Source organism: Streptomyces amakusaensis, assembly GCF_039532665.1.
In the GTDB taxonomy this organism is placed as follows: domain Bacteria; phylum Actinomycetota; class Actinomycetes; order Streptomycetales; family Streptomycetaceae; genus Streptomyces; species Streptomyces amakusaensis.
Map to the genome: position 1 here is coordinate 22,764 of NZ_BAAASB010000003.1, position 17,314 is coordinate 40,077.

At 75.2% G+C, this 17,314-nt stretch carries 11 protein-coding genes; 9 read left to right on the top strand and 2 right to left on the bottom strand.

Features of this window, described 5'->3' with window-relative positions; genetic code table 11:
• Positions 1 to 214 precede the first annotated feature (214 nt).
• The 7 genes from ABD371_RS05245 (at position 215) to ABD371_RS05275 (ending at position 14,110) form a co-directional block, all read left to right on the top strand.
• Positions 215 to 1,090 carry a DUF4132 domain-containing protein gene (locus ABD371_RS05245; protein ID WP_344473258.1) on the top strand — a complete coding sequence of 292 codons (876 nt, stop codon included), beginning with the start codon at positions 215 to 217 and terminating at the stop codon, positions 1,088 to 1,090.
• The gene (locus tag ABD371_RS05250; protein WP_344473260.1) at positions 1,087 to 6,171 is read left to right on the top strand and encodes a hypothetical protein; all 5,085 of its coding nucleotides are present in this window, start codon (positions 1,087 to 1,089) and stop codon (positions 6,169 to 6,171) included. Before ABD371_RS05245 ends, ABD371_RS05250 begins: the two co-directional genes overlap by 4 nt.
• Complete coding sequence (locus tag ABD371_RS05255) at positions 6,168 to 7,325, top strand: ATP-binding protein (RefSeq protein ID WP_344473262.1); 1,158 nt, start codon at positions 6,168 to 6,170, stop codon at positions 7,323 to 7,325. The genes ABD371_RS05250 and ABD371_RS05255 overlap by 4 nt, the downstream gene beginning before the upstream one ends.
• Positions 7,312 to 10,857 carry a vWA domain-containing protein gene (locus ABD371_RS05260; protein ID WP_344473265.1) on the top strand — a complete coding sequence of 1,182 codons (3,546 nt, stop codon included), beginning with the start codon at positions 7,312 to 7,314 and terminating at the stop codon, positions 10,855 to 10,857. The genes ABD371_RS05255 and ABD371_RS05260 overlap by 14 nt, the downstream gene beginning before the upstream one ends.
• Positions 10,854 to 12,722 carry a hypothetical protein gene (locus ABD371_RS05265; RefSeq protein WP_344473267.1) on the top strand — a complete coding sequence of 623 codons (1,869 nt, stop codon included), beginning with the start codon at positions 10,854 to 10,856 and terminating at the stop codon, positions 12,720 to 12,722. The genes ABD371_RS05260 and ABD371_RS05265 overlap by 4 nt, the downstream gene beginning before the upstream one ends.
• A 21-nt stretch (positions 12,723 to 12,743) precedes the next feature.
• Positions 12,744 to 13,433, top strand: coding sequence for a SanA/YdcF family protein (locus ABD371_RS05270; RefSeq protein ID WP_344473269.1), 690 nt, complete (start codon positions 12,744 to 12,746; stop codon positions 13,431 to 13,433).
• 95 nt (positions 13,434 to 13,528) lie between these two features.
• Complete coding sequence (locus ABD371_RS05275; RefSeq protein ID WP_344473271.1) at positions 13,529 to 14,110, top strand: TIGR03086 family metal-binding protein; 582 nt, start codon at positions 13,529 to 13,531, stop codon at positions 14,108 to 14,110.
• Positions 14,111 to 14,149: 39 nt separating this feature from the next.
• On the opposite strand, the gene ABD371_RS05280 is transcribed toward ABD371_RS05275, so the two are convergent.
• Entirely contained in the window at positions 14,150 to 14,692 is a 543-nt protein-coding gene (locus ABD371_RS05280) for a gamma-glutamylcyclotransferase family protein (RefSeq protein ID WP_344473273.1), read from the bottom strand.
• 139 nt (positions 14,693 to 14,831) lie between these two features.
• Positions 14,832 to 15,470 (bottom strand): NADPH-dependent FMN reductase, encoded by a 639-nt coding sequence (locus ABD371_RS05285; RefSeq protein WP_344473275.1) that lies wholly within the window; start codon positions 15,468 to 15,470, stop codon positions 14,832 to 14,834.
• 68 nt (positions 15,471 to 15,538) lie between these two features.
• Between ABD371_RS05285 and ABD371_RS05290 the strand changes: the two genes are divergently transcribed.
• Positions 15,539 to 16,297, top strand: coding sequence for an aminotransferase class IV (locus tag ABD371_RS05290; RefSeq protein ID WP_344473277.1), 759 nt, complete (start codon positions 15,539 to 15,541; stop codon positions 16,295 to 16,297).
• A 246-nt stretch (positions 16,298 to 16,543) separates the two neighbouring features.
• Positions 16,544 to 17,233 (top strand): hypothetical protein, encoded by a 690-nt coding sequence (locus tag ABD371_RS05295; protein ID WP_344473279.1) that lies wholly within the window; start codon positions 16,544 to 16,546, stop codon positions 17,231 to 17,233.
• Positions 17,234 to 17,314: the final 81 nt, after the last annotated feature.

Genomic DNA, 17,314 nt, shown 5'->3' on the forward strand with positions numbered 1-17,314 from the left:
GCGACACAGGTGAGCGGGGCCGCGGCGGTGACTCTGCGCGAGGACTGTGGCCGTCAGCGACCGCGGGCACACGGGCCCGGGGTGGGCGACAGCTCCTCGCGGGCGGCTGGTGACGGGAGTTTTCCACAGGCGGGCAGGGTGGGAAGCGGACTGTCAGACCCCTCACCTACTGTCATCGACATCGAAACCGGTACGTCGGGGAGGCGGTCTTGCCATGGGCTGGATCGAGACAGACAGCGGCGGGTACACCGTGGCACTGGACGGCACGAGTGTGCTGTGCCGGAATGCGGCGGGGAGGCAGCTGAAGCAGGTCCCGCCGAAGCTGCGGGAGGACGCGGCGGTGGTGCGGCTGGGGCAGCTGGCCGAGTGGCTGGAGCGGCATGAGCGGGAGTGCCGGGAGCAGGTGGACGCCTGGCTGGTGCGTTCGCTGCCGGTGCCCGCGGCGCTGCTGGCACGGGTGTGGCCGGACGCGGCCTGGCGGTCGGCGCTGCGCGATCTGGTGATCGCGCCGCTGGGGCCGGACGGCACGGCGGATCTGGGGCGGGCGGGTTTTCTGCGCGACGCGGACGCGGCGAAGGGCCTGGGAGTCGTCGATCTGGACGGCGATTCGGTGCGGCTGGAGTGCGAGAGCGTGCTGATACCGCACCCCGTGCTGCTCGAAGACCTGGACGAGCTGCGGGAGTTCGCGGTGGAGCTGGGTGTCGAGCAGCGGGTGGAGCAGCTGTTCCGGGAGGTGTGGCGGCGGCCCGGCGAGGTGAGCGGCCATGAGTGGTCTGCCTATGCCAAGGGGAAGTTCGACCAGCTGCGGCACGCCACGGCGCGTGCGCTTTCGCTGGGGTACCGGGTGCGCGGCGGTCAGGTGCTCTGTCCGCTGGTGGAGGACGGCCGGGCGCTGGAGGCGGCGTACTGGCTGGGGGCGGACTATCCGGACTCGGCGGCCCACACGGGGGCCCTGGAGTGGCGGGGCAAGGACGGCAGGCGGCTGGCGCTGTCCGAGGTGGGGCCGGTCGCCTGGTCCGAGGGCGAGCGGATGGCCGCGCTGGTGTACGCGGGCCGGGTGGTCGTGGACGACGAGGAGGCGCTGCGATGAGCGGGGCGGCGCGGCGGCCCGACGCCACGGCGGAGGGCAGGGCAGAAGGCATGGACGGCACGGACGGACAGGGCACGGTGGGGGGATCGATGGACGGACTGCTGGAGGCCGGCGGGGTGCTGCCGCTCGGCGGCGGCACGAGCGGCACGGACGGAACGGACGGCGGAGGTCCGGGTGTTCCGGGCGGAAGCGGGGGCAGGGACTCCGGCGGACGCGGCGGCGACGGCAACGGCAACGGCGGTACGGACGAGCTGACGGCGCGGGCCTACCGTCATCCGGCGCTCGACGGGCGCACGGTGGTCCGGCTGGTGCCCGGGGCCATCGCCCCGGCGGAGGATCTGGCGCTGGAGTACCTCGGCTTCGAGTCCGCCGGCTCGGCCGCCGTCGGCCGGGTGAAGCCCCGCTCCCTCGGCTTCCCCGCCTGGGCCCTGGTCAACGACCCGGCCAACGGCCATCACGCGCTGGCCGTGGTGAAGGAGATGGAGCGGCTCACGCGCCAGGTGGCCACCAAGCCGGGCCTGGCCAAAGAGGGCTTCGACGAGATCGGCGAGCGGCTGGACCGTTCCGTTCCGCAGTTTCTGCCCACGTACTACGAGCAGGTGGGGCGGCTGTTCCTGGCCGCCGAGGCCCGGCAGCAGGCATCGGTGTTCTTCGGGAAGGCGCGCGCGGCCGAGCAGCGGCACGCGCTGCCGGTGGACGAGGAGCGCCTTCGGGAGGTGTTCCTCGAATTCGCCGGCGAGGGCGCGCTGAGCGGCAAGGCCCTGCGGGAGTACGCGAAGGGGCTGGCCGTCCGGCTGTCGCCGGAGCGGGCGTACGCGGAGTTCCGGCTGGTCTCCGCGCAGCGGTGCACCGCCGGGCTCACCCCGTACGCGGGCATGCTGGAGGATCTGCGGCGGCTGGCGAAGGGCGCGGGGCTGGACGCGGCGGCCGAGGAGGAGTCGCTGGTCAGGGAGATCATCCACACGGGGGCGATGAGCCACGCGTCGGGGAGCTTCTGGAAGTCGGCACTGCCCGCGCTCACCGCGGTGGCCGCCGGGGATCCGGCCGTGCGGGAGCGGCTGCTGACCCTGCTGCCCCAGACGGGCGGCGACAGCACCGAGAAGTTCGACGCGGACTGGCTCGCGCTGCTGGAGCGGTGCGGGGCGTTCGAGCTGCTGATGGACGGGACGGTCCCGGCGGCCGAGTGGCTGTCCTCCTGGAGCGGTCACCGGCAGCGCGGCTGGGGCGATCTCGCACGGCTCGCCCCCGAACTGACCCTGGTGGAGAAGCTGGCCGAGCGGCTGATCGCGGACGGCACACCGGTGAAGCTGCTCCAGGACGGCTGGCGGGTCACCGCCGACCTCGATGTCCTGGATCTCTGTCTCGCCCTGGGCGTCCCGGTGTCTCCCCCGACGGCCGGCATGAAGAACCTCCAGCTGTCCGGGTGGCTCTCGGACGAGCGGGAGGGCCGCCGGGATCTCGCGGCGCTGGTCGCGGACGAGCGCTTCGCCCAGCTGCTGCGCGACGGGGTGGAGCAGCTGGCGGGCGGCGACTCCCCGGGCCGGCTGAAGCGGATCGCCGAACACCCGGCGCTGCGCACGGTCCTCGCGGGCTGGCTCGCCGACCGGGCGGACGATCTCGACCGTCCGCTCGGCCTCCCGGAGGTGGACCACCAGCTCGGCCGGCTCGCCTGCTTCTCCTCGGCTGCGGTGCTGAACACCGCGCCGGAGGCGCTGGCCCGGATCACCGCCTTCTCCCCCGCCGAGGCCCTCGCGCGCACCCTGCGCACCGGCATCCTGGACGAGCTGGGCTGGCCCGCGCTGGAGGAGGCGGTGGCGGAGCTGGGCCCCCGGGCCCCCCAGGGCCGCGGACAGCGCGACAAGGAGTCGTACGCCCTCTCCGACGCCTGGCCCGCGCTGGTGGTCCGGCTGGGAATGCGGGCCGTCGCGGTCGGGCCGCAGGGGGTGCTGGACCGTCAGACGCTGTCGCTCCCGGCGAGCAAGGACTACTCCTGGAACGACCCGACCGTCCGCTACATCGGCGGTCAGTGGCTCACCGTCAACGGGTACGGCGACGGCCGCCGGGGCCGCTGGTCGGGCAGCGCCGCCGATGTCTTCAAGCCGAACGGAATGCTCCAGGACTCCCACAACTCCTTCCAGACCCCGTCGCTGGAGCTGCCCGACGGCAGCCGCACCTTCGGCGGACGGCCGGTCCACGCGGGCGACACCTCGTTCGCGAGCGAGGCCCGGCAGGTCGCCTCGGACGGCGTCTCCGTCTGGGTGCTGCACGAGAACGCGTGGTGGGACTACGACCCGCTGACGGCCCGCCGGGGCCGGGTCACCCTGCCGGCCTTCTTCGACGCGGCGCTCGCGGAGCGCTCGGGCACCGCCCTGGTGCGGCGCGCCTGCCGGCTGCTGCCCGCGCGGGCCGGGCTCGAAGCCTCGCCGTTCGGCAGCGCGGACGGGCTCCTCGGCTGGTGGGTGCGGTTCGACCCGGACACCCGCACGCTCACCGCGTGTTCCGTGGACGGCGCGCGCGGTCCCGCCGTCCGGCTGCCCGCCGACGGCGACCCCGAGCGGGCGGCCACCGAGATTCCGCTGCCGCCGCTGAGGCTGCCCGGCGGCGGAGTACTGCACCCGCGTGAGACCCGGAGCTACCACGGCCGGGTGGAGCTGTACGACGCCGAGGGGGTGCGGCTGGCCTCCGTCGCCGAGGGCGGCACGGACGAGGTCTACGCCTCCGGCACCCCACTGGTCGCGCCGGTCGGGCACTGGCACGCGCTGCGGCCGCGCGACGAGCGGGGCTCGGCCGTACTGCGCGAGGTGACCGAGGCGGACGCCGCGGCGCTGCTGACGGCGGTGTCCGAGGGGGCCGAGCCGGCCGGGGCGGTGGGCGAGCTGCTCCCCGGGATCACCCACCCCGCGCTGATCGCCGGTGTCGCCGGTTTCGTGGCCGAGGCCGCACGGCACGTCGAGCGCGTCGCCGCGCTCGCGGAGCGGGCGGCCGAGCAGACCGCCGGCGGTCCGGCGAAGGGCCGTCCGGAGGTCGTCTTCGCCCACGACGGTCTGCTGCGGCAGGCGCTGAACGGCCTGCTGTCCTCCCGCCGCCACTACGGCTCGTACGGCTGGGAGGAGAGCGACGCCACGGCCATGAACCAGCTCCGGACGCTGCGGCGGATGCTCGCACCGGACACCGGCGAGGCCGAGGAGGAGAGCAGGGGCAGCGGTGTGCACTGGATGTCGCTGCTCGGCCACGGTCTGGCGGGGGCTGCGGTGCGGGCCGCCTCCCCCACCACCTCGGAGAAGGAGCGCGAGGCCCTGCTGGAGTTCCTGGACGCGGCGCTGGAGACAAGGGTCGACGGCGAAGCGGTCCTGCTGGACTCGCGCGGGCGGCTGCGGACCGTACAGCTGAAGGGCAGTTTCGACCAGAACCCCGCCGATCCGGTCGGCACGGTCCGCCGCTCGGGGGCCAGGGCGCTGATGTTCATGTGCGTGGAGCGGACCGATCACCCGCGCGCCACCTGGAACTGTGTGGAGTACGACCCCGCCGGGGCCTTCGGCGGCTGGGACGGTCTCACCGAGATCGACTCCCGGGTGCTGGGCTCCGCCGGGGACCCCTCGTACGCGGAGTCGCTGCGCCGGCTGATCGACGGGGTGCGGGAGCACGGTCCGCTGCCGTACCGCCCTGAGCAGGCGCGGGAGTTCGCCGAGCGGGTCGGCGTGGGCGCGGCGACGGCCGCGCTGGTGCAGCTCGGGCTGCCGGGCATCAATGAGTACGGCCGCGACGGACTGCTGACGGCGGAGTACCTCGCGCCGCTGGGGCTCAAGAGCGCGGACGCCAAGTCGGCCCGTGAGACCCTGGGCGACTTCACCACCGCCGAACGCCGGTGGTACACCGGTCTGCTGCTGCCGGCGGAGCCGGACCGGGTGGACGAGCTGTGGACGCGGGGCTTCGACCTGGAGCCGCTCGTCGGGGCCTGGCTCGCCGAGCGCGGCCTGCGGCGGGCCACACCGCCCTGGCTGACCGCCCGGCTGATGGCGGAGTTCTCCTCGGACCCGGGGCTGGACGCCGCGCTCAACCCCGAGACACGGCGGGAGCTGACCCGCGGCACCGAGCAGCGGCCCGACGAGGACGGCGACCTGACGCCGGCCGACAAGGACGCGCTGCTCACCGGGCGGACGCTGGCCTCCTCGGTGACCGCGCTGCGCTGGCTGGCCTACCGGCTGCCCTTCGGGGACCCGCTGCGGGCGGTGCTGCCGACGACCCTGCGGATGCTGCGGGAGCGGCTCACCGATCCGCGGCTGCTGCTCGACCTGAGCTGCGACTGGGACGCCGACGGCAAGTCGACCTCGAAGCGGATACGCGAGGCGCACGGCCTCGGCCCGAACACCGGGGGCCGCAAGCAGGGCCTGGTCGAGGTCGGCGACACGCTAATGCTCGCCCCGACGCGCTACTACACGGAGCTCGAGTCGGTGTGGGTGCGGGCCGCCTCGGTGGCGACCGGGGAGCACGCGGGACCCGACCATCCCACGCTGAAGCTGCTGCTGGCGATCTCGGGCGACTCGGACGAGCTGGCGGCGCTGCGCGCGGTGCTCGGCACCGGGTTCGCGGAGCTGCTCGCCGCCGACGGTCCGGCGGGGGCCGCCCAGCATCCGGCGCACAGCGCGCCGGAGCTGGTGACGGCGGCGGCCGGCCGGTTCGGGCTCTCCGAGGACGCGGCGGCCCTCTATCTGATGCTGCTGGCGCTGCCCGATCCCACCGACCGGAATCAGGCGGAGTGGACGGGGTGGAAGCCCGCCAGGCTGAAGAAGGCCCGGGCGGAGCTGGCGGGGACCGAGCTGGTGGTGGAGGCGAAGCGGGCCCGCGCCGGGCGTTCGCTCTTCCTGCCCGGCGGCTGGCTGGAGGCGAGGACCCCGAGGCTGCCCCTGGAGAGCTGGAAGTCGGAGCTGTTCCCCGGTGCGGAGCACGCTTTCGCCGTGCCCGACCGGCCGGTGGCGGAGCTGTTCGCGGTGGCCTGGCAGCGGGTGCTGGACGGCGACGCGCCGGGGTTCGAAGTGTTCAAGGGGCGTAACGCCAGGAGGGGCAAGGGTGGTTCGCGATGAGCGAGGGGGACCTGATGGAGACGGCGGGCGGGGCGCGGCAGATCGAGCTGCCCGAGGACCGGCACCGGCAGGAGCTGGAGTTCCTGGCCGGCTGGGACGGAGGGCCCCGGCCGCCGGGCTGGCGGATGACGCCGCGCGCCGTGGTGGTGTTCGTCTGCGGTTCGGACGGGGAGCCGCTGCGGGCCGCCGACGGGCGGCAGCAGGTGGTGTCGCGGAAGTTCGTCGGCGACCGCGCCCTGGTCGAGCGGTGTGTGGTGACCCTGGCGGGCGAGCGGGGGCTGCTGCTGGTCGGTGAGCCGGGCACGGCCAAGTCGATGCTGTCGGAGCTGCTGGCGGCGGCGGTGTGCGGCACCAGCGGGCTGACCGTCCAGGGCACCGCCGGCACCACCGAGGACCAGCTGCGCTACGGCTGGAACTACGCGATGCTGCTGGCCAAGGGGCCCAGCAGGGAGGCGCTGGTGCCCTCGCCGGTGCTGACCGCGATGACCCGGGGCGCGGTCGCCCGGATCGAGGAAGTCACCCGCTGTCTGCCGGAGGTGCAGGACGCCCTGGTGTCGCTGCTCTCCGAGCGGCGGATGGCGGTGCCCGAACTCGCGGGCGGCGACGGCGCGGACGGCACCGTGCACGCGGTGCCCGGCTTCACCCTCATCGCCACGGCGAACCTGCGCGACAAGGGCGTCTCGGAGATGTCCGCCGCGCTCAAGCGTCGTTTCAACTTCGAGGAGGTCGGCCCGATCACCGATCTGGACGCCGAGACCGCGCTGGTGCGGGGGCAGGCGACGGCGGCGCTCGAACGGTCCGGGGCCGGGTTCGCCGTGGACGACGCGGTGCTGGAGGCGCTGGTGACGGCGTTCCGGGATCTGCGCTCCGGGCGCAGCGCCGAGGGCTGGGAGATCGAGCGGCCGTCGACGGTGATGTCCACGGCGGAGGCGGTTCATGTGGCCACCGCCATGGGGCTCGGCGCGGCCTATCTCGGTGACGGCCGCGATGTCGTCCGCACCCTGCCGGGCCATCTGCTGGGCACGGTCCGCAAGGACGACCCCTCGGACCACGCCCGGCTGCTGGGCTACTGGGACGGACCGGTGCGGCGGCGGGCGGAGAGCGGCGCGCCGCTGTGGCGGACGCTGTGGGAGCTGCGCGATGAACTCGCCTGAGACGAGCGGTGCGGGTGGCGCGGGCGGTGCGGGCGAGGGGCCCGAAGGGGCGCTGGCGCGGCTGGCCGACTGCCGGGAGCCGTATCTGATCGGGGTGCGGCACCACTCGCCCGCGCTGGCGGCGGCCGTCCCGGCGCTGCTGGCCGAGGCGGCTCCCGAGGTGCTGTTCATCGAGCTGCCGGAGGAGTTCGCGCCCTGGCTGGAGCATCTGGGCGATCCGGCGACGGTGCCTCCGGTGGCGCTGGCGGGCAGCGGGGACGGGCTGGTGTTCCTGCCGTTCGCCGAGTTCTCGCCGGAGCTGGCGGCGATCCGCTGGGCGCGGGAGGCCGGGGTGGAGGTGATCCCGTTCGATCTGCCGCTCGGGGCGCGGAAGCCCGAGGACGGCCGCTCGGAGCGGGCCGAGCCGGCCCCCGGCTCCGGTGTGCTCACCGCCGCGCTGCGGGCGCGGGCCGGGGGGCGTCCCGGTGACGATCTGTGGGACCGGCTGGTCGAGGCGAGTGCCCCCGGGGGCACTCCGGAGGCGCTGCGCCGGGCGGCGCTGCTGGTCGGCTGGGCCCTGCGCGAGGACGCCGGTGAGGTGGACCCGTACGACCTGCGCCGCGAGGCGAACATGCGGCGCAGGCTGGCCGAGCACGACGGCCGGCGGGCGGCGGCGGTCATCGGCTCGTTCCACGCGCCCGCGCTCACGGACCGGCGGGCGGAGGGCCCCGTCCCGGAGCGGGCGGGGGACGGCCCGGCGGTGGAGGTCGTGACCTCGCTGGTGCCGTACTCGTACCCGCTGCTGGACGAGCGTTCGGGGTATCCGGCGGGGATCCGGGACCCCGAGTGGCAGCACGGCGTCTTCCGGGCGGCGGGCGATCCGCGTCTGCTGGACGAGCTGCTGACCGCTGTCTCGGTCCGGATCTGCGCCGCCGTGCGGGAGGCGGGCCACCCCAGCGGGCCCGCCGACGCCCGGGAGGTGGTGCGGGTCGCCCGTGATCTGGCGACCCTGCGCGGGCTGCCGGCCGCCGGGCGCGGCGAGCTGGTCGAGGCAGCCGGGACGGTGCTCACCCAGGGCAGGCTGCTCGGCCGGGGCCGGATCGTCGCCTCGGCGATGGAACAGGTGCTGGTCGGCGCGCGCCAGGGGCGGCTGGCTCCGGGGACGCCGCGCTCGGGGCTCGGCCCCTCGGTCGAGGCGCTGCTCGCGGAGCTGAGGCTGCCGGGCCCCGACCGGCCCGACCAGCGTGAACTGCGGCTGGACACGCTCCGTACCGATCTCGACCGGCGGCGGGAGATCGCCTTGCGGCGGCTCGCGGTGTGCGGAGTGCCGTACGGGGAGGAGTCGGAGGTCGCCGGGGTCGGCGAGGCGACCGCGCTGACCACGAGGTGGGTCGTGGCCTGGACGCCGTCGACGGCCGCGATGCTCGATGTGGCCGGTCCGCACGGGGTGACGCTGGAGCAGGCGGCCCAGGGAATGCTGCGCCGAAGGCGTGCGGAGGAGCGGCGGCGGGGCGGCCCGACGGCGGCGGAGGTTCTCGACGGGCTGGCCCGGGCCGCCGCGTGCGGGCTGCCCGAGCTGGCGGCCGAGCGGCTGGCCGAGACGGCTGAGCTGCTCCCGGCGACGGGCACCCTGTCCGAACTGCTCGCCGGGATGGCCCTGCTGGACCGGGTCCGCGCCGGTCAGGTGCCCGGGACGGCGGCGGGCTGGCGGCGGCGGGAGATCGACGCGGCGTACGAGGAGCTGGCGGCGGCGGGAGTGCGGGCGCTCGACGGGCTCGCGGGCTCCACCGAGACGGCCGACGCCCGCGCGCTGGTCTCGCTCGCCGGGCAGGCCGCCGGGGTGAGCGGCGGGCTCCGGCTCGCCGACGCGCTGGCCCGCCTGGAGGACGGCGGGACACCGCTGATACGGGGTGCGGCGGGGGCTGCCCAAGTGCTGCTGGGCCTGCGGGACCCGGGCGACTTCGGGACCCGGCTGGCCTCCCGGGTGGACACCGCCACCACCCCCGGCCTCCGTTCCGAGCTGGCCGAGTCGCTGCGCGGCGCGCTGCTCGCGGCGGGCCCGCTGCTGGAGACGGGCCGGGCGCTCGATCCGCTGCTGGAGCGGGTGGAGAGCTTCCCCGACCGGGCTTTCCTGGACCGGCTGCCCGCGCTCAGGGCCGGGTTCGACGTCCTGGCCCCGGCGGCCCGTGCCCGGCTGCTGTCCGTCGTGGAGGACCGCACCGGCACGGCGGTGTCCACTCTGACCGGCCCGGTCACGGACTCGGCCGCGCTGGCGCTCCTGGCGCTGGCGGATCTGGCGGGCCGCGAAGCCCTGACCGCCCGGGGGCTGGCCCCGGCGGCCGGTCCGGAGGCGGCCGGTACCGGGACGGCCGGACCGGAGGCGACCGGGACGACCGGACCGGAGCCGGGTGGCCGCCCGGCCGCCGGCACGGCGGGGCACGCGCTCACCGGTGGTGAGCGGTGGCGGCTGCTGCTGGGGCGCGGCCGGGGGCTGAGCGGGAGCGCGCTGCGCTACGCCACCGCGCTGGACGAGCTGTACGGCAGCGGGCGCGGCGAGGGCTCGCGCGGGGAGGACGGATCCGGCCGGGGCGGCGGCGAGGCCCCCTACCCGGGCGTCCGGGCCTGGTCGGAGGAGCTGGCCGCCCTCTTCGGCCCGGGGGTGCGCGAGGAAGTCCTCGCGTCGGCCGCCGAGTCCGGGCGGCTCGACGCCGCGCTCGAAATGAACCCGGCCGCCGCGATCCCCTCGGTCGAACTGCTGCGGACCGTGCTCTCCTACGCGGGAGGGCTGCCCGAACAGCAGCTCGCCCGGCTGCGGCCCCTGGTGGCCCGGCTGGTGAAGGAGCTGACCGAGGCGCTCGCCAACCGGCTGCGCCCCGCGCTCACCGGGCTGACCCACCCCCGTCCCACCCGCCGCCCCGGCGGCCCGCTGGATCTCCCGCGCACCCTGCGGGCGAATCTGACGACCGCCCGGCGCGATCCGGGGACGGGCGCGGTGACCGTCCTCCCGGAGCGGCCGGTGTTCCGCACCCGGGCGCGCAGATCGGCCGACTGGCGGCTGGTGCTCGTCGTGGATGTGTCCGGGTCGATGGAGGCGTCGACGATCTGGTCCGCGCTGACCGCCTCGATCCTCGCCGGGGTGCCCGCCCTCAGCACGCACTTCGTGGCCTTCTCCACCGAGGTCATCGACCTCACCGACCAGGTGGACGACCCCCTGGGCCTGTTGCTGGAGGTCCGGGTCGGCGGCGGCACCGACATCGCTCAGGGGCTGCGGCACGCGCGGGAGCTGATGACCGTGCCCTCGCGCACCCTGACCGTACTGATCAGCGACTTCGAGGAGGGCGGCCCGATCGGACCGCTGCTGGCCGAGGTGCGGACGCTGGTCGACGCGGGCTGTCACGTCCTCGGCTGCGCCTCGCTGGACGACGCGGGCAGACCGAGGTACTCCACCGCCGTGGCGGGCCGGCTGGTCGCCGCGGGCATGCCGGTCGCCGCACTCAGCCCCCTGGAGCTGGCCCGCTGGGTCGGCGAGCGCGTAGGAGGTACGCACCGGTGACCGTCAACCCTGCCCAGGAACTGCCCCCGGTCACCGCCGAGGTGGCGGCCGGGGCGCTGGATCTGCTCCCGGCCCGGCTGCGCAAGCGCGTGGACTCGGCGCTCGCCAAGGTGCCCGGATGGCCCGTGGAACCGCTGCCCGACGGGGTGCGGATCAGGGTCGACGAGGAGACCTCGGTGACGCTGAGGACCAGCGGCGGGATCGTGGCGGACGCGGCCGACGCGGTCTGCGGCTGTCTGCTGGCCCCGGCCTGTCTGCACCGCGCGGCGGTGCTGTCCGCCGCGCCGCTCGCCGAAGGCACCGTCGCCCCTTCCGAACCCTCCGAACCCTCCGAACCGTCCGAACCCTCCGACCTCGGTGAGCCCGCCGAGGCAGAGGAGGAGGAAGCGGCGGCGGGCGCGGACGCGCCCGAGCGGGCGGAGGAGGTCGCTCCGCTCACCCCGGCCCAGTCCGCCGCGCTCGGCGCACTCCGGGCCGCCGCGACCGCCGTGCTGGTCACCGGGGTGTCGGGGGCCGGAGCGGTCCACCGGGCCGAGCTGCTGCACGCGGCGCACTCCGGCAGACTCGCCGGGCTCCCGCTGCCGGCCGCCGCCGCGGTGCGGATCGCGCGACGCCTCGGCGAGGCCCGGTCGGAGGATCCCGCCTTCCGGCTGTCCGAACTCTCCGCCGAGCTGGCCGGACTGCTCGACCTGCTGCGACGGCCCGCCGAAGCGGTCACCCCGGTGCGCCGCGCCTATCGGCCGACGCGACCGCTGCGGCTGTACGGCCTGTTCACCGAGCCGGTGGTGACCGCCTCCGGCTACGCGGGCGCGACCGCGTACGGCGTCACCCCCGACGGCGTCCTGCACACGGTCTCCGACATCGCCCCCGGCCGCCCCGAGCGCGCGCTCCAGGCGGCGGGCGCTCCGGTGCCGGGCGGCTGCGCGCTGCCGCTGCGCGAGTGGGGGGCCGGGGGCGCGGTGATCCTGACCGGTCCGACGGTGTCGCCGGACGGCCGGATCGGCGGTGGGGCGCGGTCGCGTTCGGTGCGGGCGGAGGGCGCTCGGTGGGACGAGCCGCCGCTCGACGGGCTCTGGCGGCTGCCGCCCGCCGAACAGCTCTCCCGCGCGCTCGGATGGCTGGCCGAGTCCGCCGAGACCCGCCGGGTGGGCGGCGATCTGCTCTTCCTCACCGGAACGGTCACCGAAGGCGGCTTCCGGGTCGACGACGGCGGGCCCGTGCTGCGGCTGCTGGCTCCGGACGAGCGGGCGGAGCTGGCGTACAGCGAGAATCTGCGGCTGCTCGCCGGCCGGCCGGGCATGGGGCTGCGGCTGATCGCGCGGGCGGTGGCCGACCGGCCGGGCGGGGTTCAGGCGCTGGCCGGGCTCTGGACGGGACACGACGGGGAGCCGGTCCGGGCGGACCTCGGCCTGCGCAGGCTGAACCGCTCGCATCTGCCGCCCGCCGACGCGCGGACCGCCGCCCCGCGGGAGGAGTCGGCCCCGCCCGGACTGCCGGTGGAGCTGGAGCTGCTGCGGCGGGCGGTGGACCGGGCGGTCGCGGGCGGCCGGGCCGTCACCGCCGCCTCGGCGGACGGCGAACTCCCGCGCAGGCTCCGCGCGGTGGGCCTGAGCACGGGCGCGGAGTGCGCCCGCGCCCTCGTGGAGAGCGCCGCCGACCGCCGCCACGACGCGCTCGGCCGGCTGCTCCCGGCGGACCCCGACGCCTTCGCCGAGGCCTGGCTCACCGCCTCGGTCTACGCCTCGGCGGCGGCCCGCTCGCTGCTGCCCGCCGCCTGGTCGGCACGGCTCCCGTCCGCCGACGCCCCCGGACAAGCGCCCGGACAAGAACGGGGGGCGAACCGAATCCGTTCGAATACCGTCTGATCAGGTGTGAAGGATCTGCGAATGAAGTTCCCCCGGCCGCGCCGACCGCGTATGCCCCGCACCCGACGCGGTCAGCGGCGGCTGGTGTGGGCGGCGATGCTCGGCTGTGTGCTGGCGCTGTCGCCCGCGACCTGGATGCACGCCGTCGCCGACAGCCGGGTCCGCCCGCTCGCCGAGGTGCCGGCCCAGGAGGTGGCCGTGGTCTTCGGGGCCGGCCTCTCGCAGGGCAGGCCCACGCCCTATCTCGCGCACCGGCTGGACGCCGCCGCCGAGCTGTACAGCACCGGGAAGGTCAAGGCCGTCCTGGTCACCGGGGACAACAGCCGGGAGGAGTACGACGAGCCCGACGCCATGCGGACCTATCTGACCGAGCGCGGAGTGCCCGACGAACGGATCGTGAGCGACTACGCCGGGTTCGACACCTGGGACTCCTGTGTCCGCGCCAAGAAGATCTTCGGCGTCGACCGGGCGGTGCTGGTGACCCAGGGCTTCCACATCCGGCGGGCCGTGGCGCTCTGCGACTCGGCGGGGATCGACTCGTACGGCGTCGGGGTCGACGAGCCCCTCGACTCGCACTGGGTCCACGGCAGTGTCCGGGAGATGTTCGCGGCGGGCAAGGCGGCGCTGGACGTGGTGTTCCAGCCGGATCCGACGTTCCTGGGGGACCGGGAGAAGGGTCTGACGGAGGCGCTGGCCGCCGCCGGGGAGTGAGCCCCGAAGCTCCCCCGGCACGACACGGCGGCGGACACGCGGGCGGCGGCTCGCGTCTCCATGCCCCGCGCGCGACAGTGAGAACCATGGGATACATGGACAGAGATGTCACCACCCTGCTCAGCCGGCACGCCGAGGCCCTCGCGCTCTTCGGCGACCGGGTGCACCAGGTGCGGGCCGATCAGTGGGACGAGCCGACGCCCTGCACCGAGTGGTCCGTACGCGATCTCGTGAACCATCTGACCTCGGAGCAGCTGTGGGTTCCCGACCTGGTCACGGCGGGCGCGACGATCGAGGAGGTGGGTGACGCCCACGAGGGCGACGTCCTCGGAACGCGCCCGCGCGCCGTCTGGGACGCCGCCGCCCGCGCCGCCCGGAAGGCCTTCGCGGAGCCGGGGGCGCTGGGGCGGACGGTGTGGCTGTCGTACGGCGAGACCCCGGCCGTCGCCTACTGCTCCCAGATGATCACGGACGCGGTGGTGCACAGCTGGGATCTGGCCCGGGCCATCGGCGCGTCCGAGCGGCTGCCCGACGCCCTGGTCGCCTTCGCGCTGGACGAGGTCACTCCGTACGCGGCGGGGCTGTCGGACTCGGGCCTGTTCGCCCCGCCCATCGAGCCCCCGCCGGGCGACAGCCACCAGACCAGGCTGCTCGCGCTGCTCGGCCGACGCGCCTGAGCCCGCCGTCCCCGGCCGTCCCGCACCGTCCCCGGCCGGTCAGCCGACCGGGCGGGCGCACCAGTCGCCGCCCGGCACGGGGGTGCCGTTCCGGCGCAGCTCCAGGGCCTGGGCGGGGGCGGCGAGATAGACCCACGCCCGTATCGCCGTGCCGTCGGCGCGGAGCACGTCCCGGGTGACCCGCTCGTAGAGATTGCGGGGGTGGCCGGGGGCGATGTACTCCTCCAGCTCGTCGAGTTCGGCGAGGAGAGGGCCGTACTCCCCCGGTGCCGCCGTCAGCAGTTCGCCGACGACGACGGCCCCGCGATCCGCGCCCGGCCCCGTGCCGTCCGCGCCGCCCGTACCGCCCGTACCGCCCGTACCGCCCGTACCGCCCGTACCGCCCGTACCGCCCGTACCGCCCGTACCGCCCGTACCGCCCGGCTCGACGGCGTACGGATAGCCGGGGCCTTCGTAGAGCACCGCCCCCGTCCAGCGCGCGGGTTCCTCGGCGGCGGTACGGCCCAGGAGGAGGAGGGTGTGGTTCTGCTCGCCGGGGCGGAGCGTGCCGTAGACGAAGAAGGGCAGCTCAGGACCGTTCATCGGGTTCCTCCTCTGGGGTTCTCACGGTGGCCGGGGCCACGGTACGGGGCGGTCGCGCCGGGCCGGCGGGCCGCCCCTCGTGACCCCGGGCCACCCGCCGCCCGGCGCTCGGCACCCGCCGCCCGGCGCTCGCCGCCCGTCACCCGGTGTACGGGCGTACGGCCTTGGCGTCCCGGAGCGTGCGCCCCCACCAGGCGAGCTGGTCGAGCAGGGAGACGGCGGCGGGGTCGCAGCCCGCCGGGTCCTTGGGGCGGCCGTCGCCGTCGAACCGGCCCTGGGCCTGGTGGAAGGAGACGGTGTCGCGGATGGCCACCGCGTGCAGCTCCGCGAAGACCTGACGCAGCTGTTCGACGGCGCGCAGGCCGCCGGAGAGCCCGCCGTAGGAGACGAAGGCGACGGGTTTGGCGCGCCACTCGGTGAAGTGCCAGTCGATGAGGCTCTTGATGGAGGCGGGGAAGGAGTGGTTGTACTCGGGGGTGATGACGACGAACGCCTCGGCGGCGGCGAGCCGGGGCGAGATCCGGCCGAGGGACTCGGCAGCCTGGGGCGGGAGGTCGTCGGTCAGCGCGGTGGGCAGATCCTCCTCGCCCAGGTCGACCACATCGACCTGGAATTCCCGGTGCAGCCGGGCGTGTTCGACGAACCAGTCGGCGATGACCGGCCCGAAGCGCCCCTTGCGGTTGCTGGACACGATGACGACGAGCTTCAGCGGAGCGGTGGAGTCCGGGGCGGGGCGGTCCTGGGTCTGTCGCGGGTTCTCCCGCGTGCTGGAGTTCATGGACAGGAGCTTGATACCTCAACCTCTCTTGAGGTCAAGGGCCGCCCCCGCCCCCCTACCGTGGAGGCATGACTCATACCGAGATCGACGGCGTCGTCGCCACCGGGGCGATGTCCATGCCGATGCTCAACGACTATGGGCACTTCACGGCGATGCAGGTCAGAGGGGGCCGGGTGCGCGGCATCGGGCTGCATCTGGCGAGGCTCGACGGGGCGACGCGAGAGCTGTACGGCCAGGGCCTGGACAAGGCGCTGGTACGGGAGCGGATGCGCGGCGCGCTCGCCTCCGCCGGGCTGTCGGACGCCTCCCTGCGGGTCTATACGCACTGGCCCGAGGGCGATGAGCGCGCGACGCTCACGGTCACCGTGCGCGAGCCGTTCACGCGGGCCCCGAAGCCCGTGCGGCTGATGTCCGTGCCGTACGTCCGCGACTTCCCGCACATCAAGCACCTCGGGTCCTTCGGGCAGAGCCGCGCGCTGACGCTCGCCGCCCGGGCGGGGTACGACGAGGCCCTCCTCGTCGCGGCGGACGGGACGGTGACCGAGGGCGCGGTCACCAATGTGGCCTTCTGGGACGGCGAGCGGGTGGTCTGGCCCGACGCGCCGTCCCTGCTGGGGATAGCGCAGGCGCTGCTGGAGCCGCTGCTGCCGTCGGTCCGGCGCAGGGTGACCCTCGCCGGCCTGGGCGGCTACCGCGCCGCCTTCGTCACCAATTCCCGGGGCATCTCGCCGGTCGCGAGCGTCGACGCGGTCGAGTACGACGTCGACGAGGCCCTCATGGCGTCGGTGACATCGGCGTACGACAGCGTGCCCTGGGACGAGATCTGACTCCGCCGACACCGCGTCAGGGCTGGTCAGAGGCGGTCAGAGGTGAACGGGTGAATCTGTCACTCATTCAGCGCGCGAGTGATCTGATTGACCATCACCCACCCTGACCTGCGAAAACACCAAGCGTCCAGCTCGACACGCCGAGCGATGGGCTTAAATCTGACAGGCCATCAGCAGGCGTGGGGCGCGGGGTGCGCCTTATCTCGGAGGTGACGTACTCAGCACCACCGTTTTCGGAGGAACACCATGCGCACCACCGCCCGACTGCTGACCACGGCCGTATTGGCGGTCTCCACCATAGGCCTCGGGGCCCCCGGAGCGTTCGCCGAGGACCATGAGTCCCTGGAGGTGTTCCCGTCCACCGCCGCCCCGGGGGCGTCACTCACCCTGAACACGACAGCCTGCGGCCCCGGCGGCGAGGGCGTCGGAGACGCCCGCGCACTGGGCGCGGGCGAGTTCCGGCTGTCCCCCGGAGCCCACAAGGAGTCCGCGGTGGGACAGCTCAGGGTGCCTTACGGAGTACAGCCCGGCGTCTACGGGGTCAGCGTGCGCTGCGACAACGGCAAACGCGTCACCGGCGAGGTCACCCTGCGCCGCCACGAGGAAGAGCCGGGTTCGCTCAACGGCAAGAACGAGGGCGAATCCGACTCGCGCGAGGGCGGCGGCGACCAGGGCCGGAGTCAGGATCAGGGCCATGAATCGGGCGGCCAGGACTCCGGCGGCCACAGTTCGGGCGGCCATGACTCGGGCGGGTACGACTCGGGCGGCCAGGGCGGCCATCACCAGCAGCCCAGCGGCCATGTGCAGACCGGCGTCGGGGGCAGCATCGGCCCCGACACCGCTCAGGTCGCGGCGGGAGCGGCCGTCCTGGCCGCGACCGCCGTCGGCGGGACCCTGCTCCTGCGTCGCCGGGCGAGCGGCACCCAGGGCGGCTGACGGACGGCCCGAGGGGGCGCGCCGCGAAAGCGGCGCCGCCCGCCCGGGACCGTCCGACGACCCGCCGTTCCCCGTTCCCGG

Excerpts from the sequence above, each read along its gene's own strand:
- ABD371_RS05290 (WP_344473277.1), top strand. The coding sequence starts at position 15,539 with ATGACTCATACCGAGATCGACGGCGTCGTCGCCACCGGGGCGATGTCC.
- ABD371_RS05245 (WP_344473258.1), top strand. The coding sequence starts at position 215 with ATGGGCTGGATCGAGACAGACAGCGGCGGGTACACCGTGGCACTGGAC.
- ABD371_RS05285 (WP_344473275.1), bottom strand. The coding sequence starts at position 15,470 with ATGAACTCCAGCACGCGGGAGAACCCGCGACAGACCCAGGACCGCCCC.
- ABD371_RS05250 (WP_344473260.1), top strand. The coding sequence starts at position 1,087 with ATGAGCGGGGCGGCGCGGCGGCCCGACGCCACGGCGGAGGGCAGGGCA.
- ABD371_RS05255 (WP_344473262.1), top strand. The coding sequence starts at position 6,168 with ATGAGCGAGGGGGACCTGATGGAGACGGCGGGCGGGGCGCGGCAGATC.
- ABD371_RS05275 (WP_344473271.1), top strand. The coding sequence starts at position 13,529 with ATGGACAGAGATGTCACCACCCTGCTCAGCCGGCACGCCGAGGCCCTC.
- ABD371_RS05280 (WP_344473273.1), bottom strand. The coding sequence starts at position 14,692 with ATGAACGGTCCTGAGCTGCCCTTCTTCGTCTACGGCACGCTCCGCCCC.
- ABD371_RS05295 (WP_344473279.1), top strand. The coding sequence starts at position 16,544 with ATGCGCACCACCGCCCGACTGCTGACCACGGCCGTATTGGCGGTCTCC.
- ABD371_RS05260 (WP_344473265.1), top strand. The coding sequence starts at position 7,312 with ATGAACTCGCCTGAGACGAGCGGTGCGGGTGGCGCGGGCGGTGCGGGC.
- ABD371_RS05270 (WP_344473269.1), top strand. The coding sequence starts at position 12,744 with ATGAAGTTCCCCCGGCCGCGCCGACCGCGTATGCCCCGCACCCGACGC.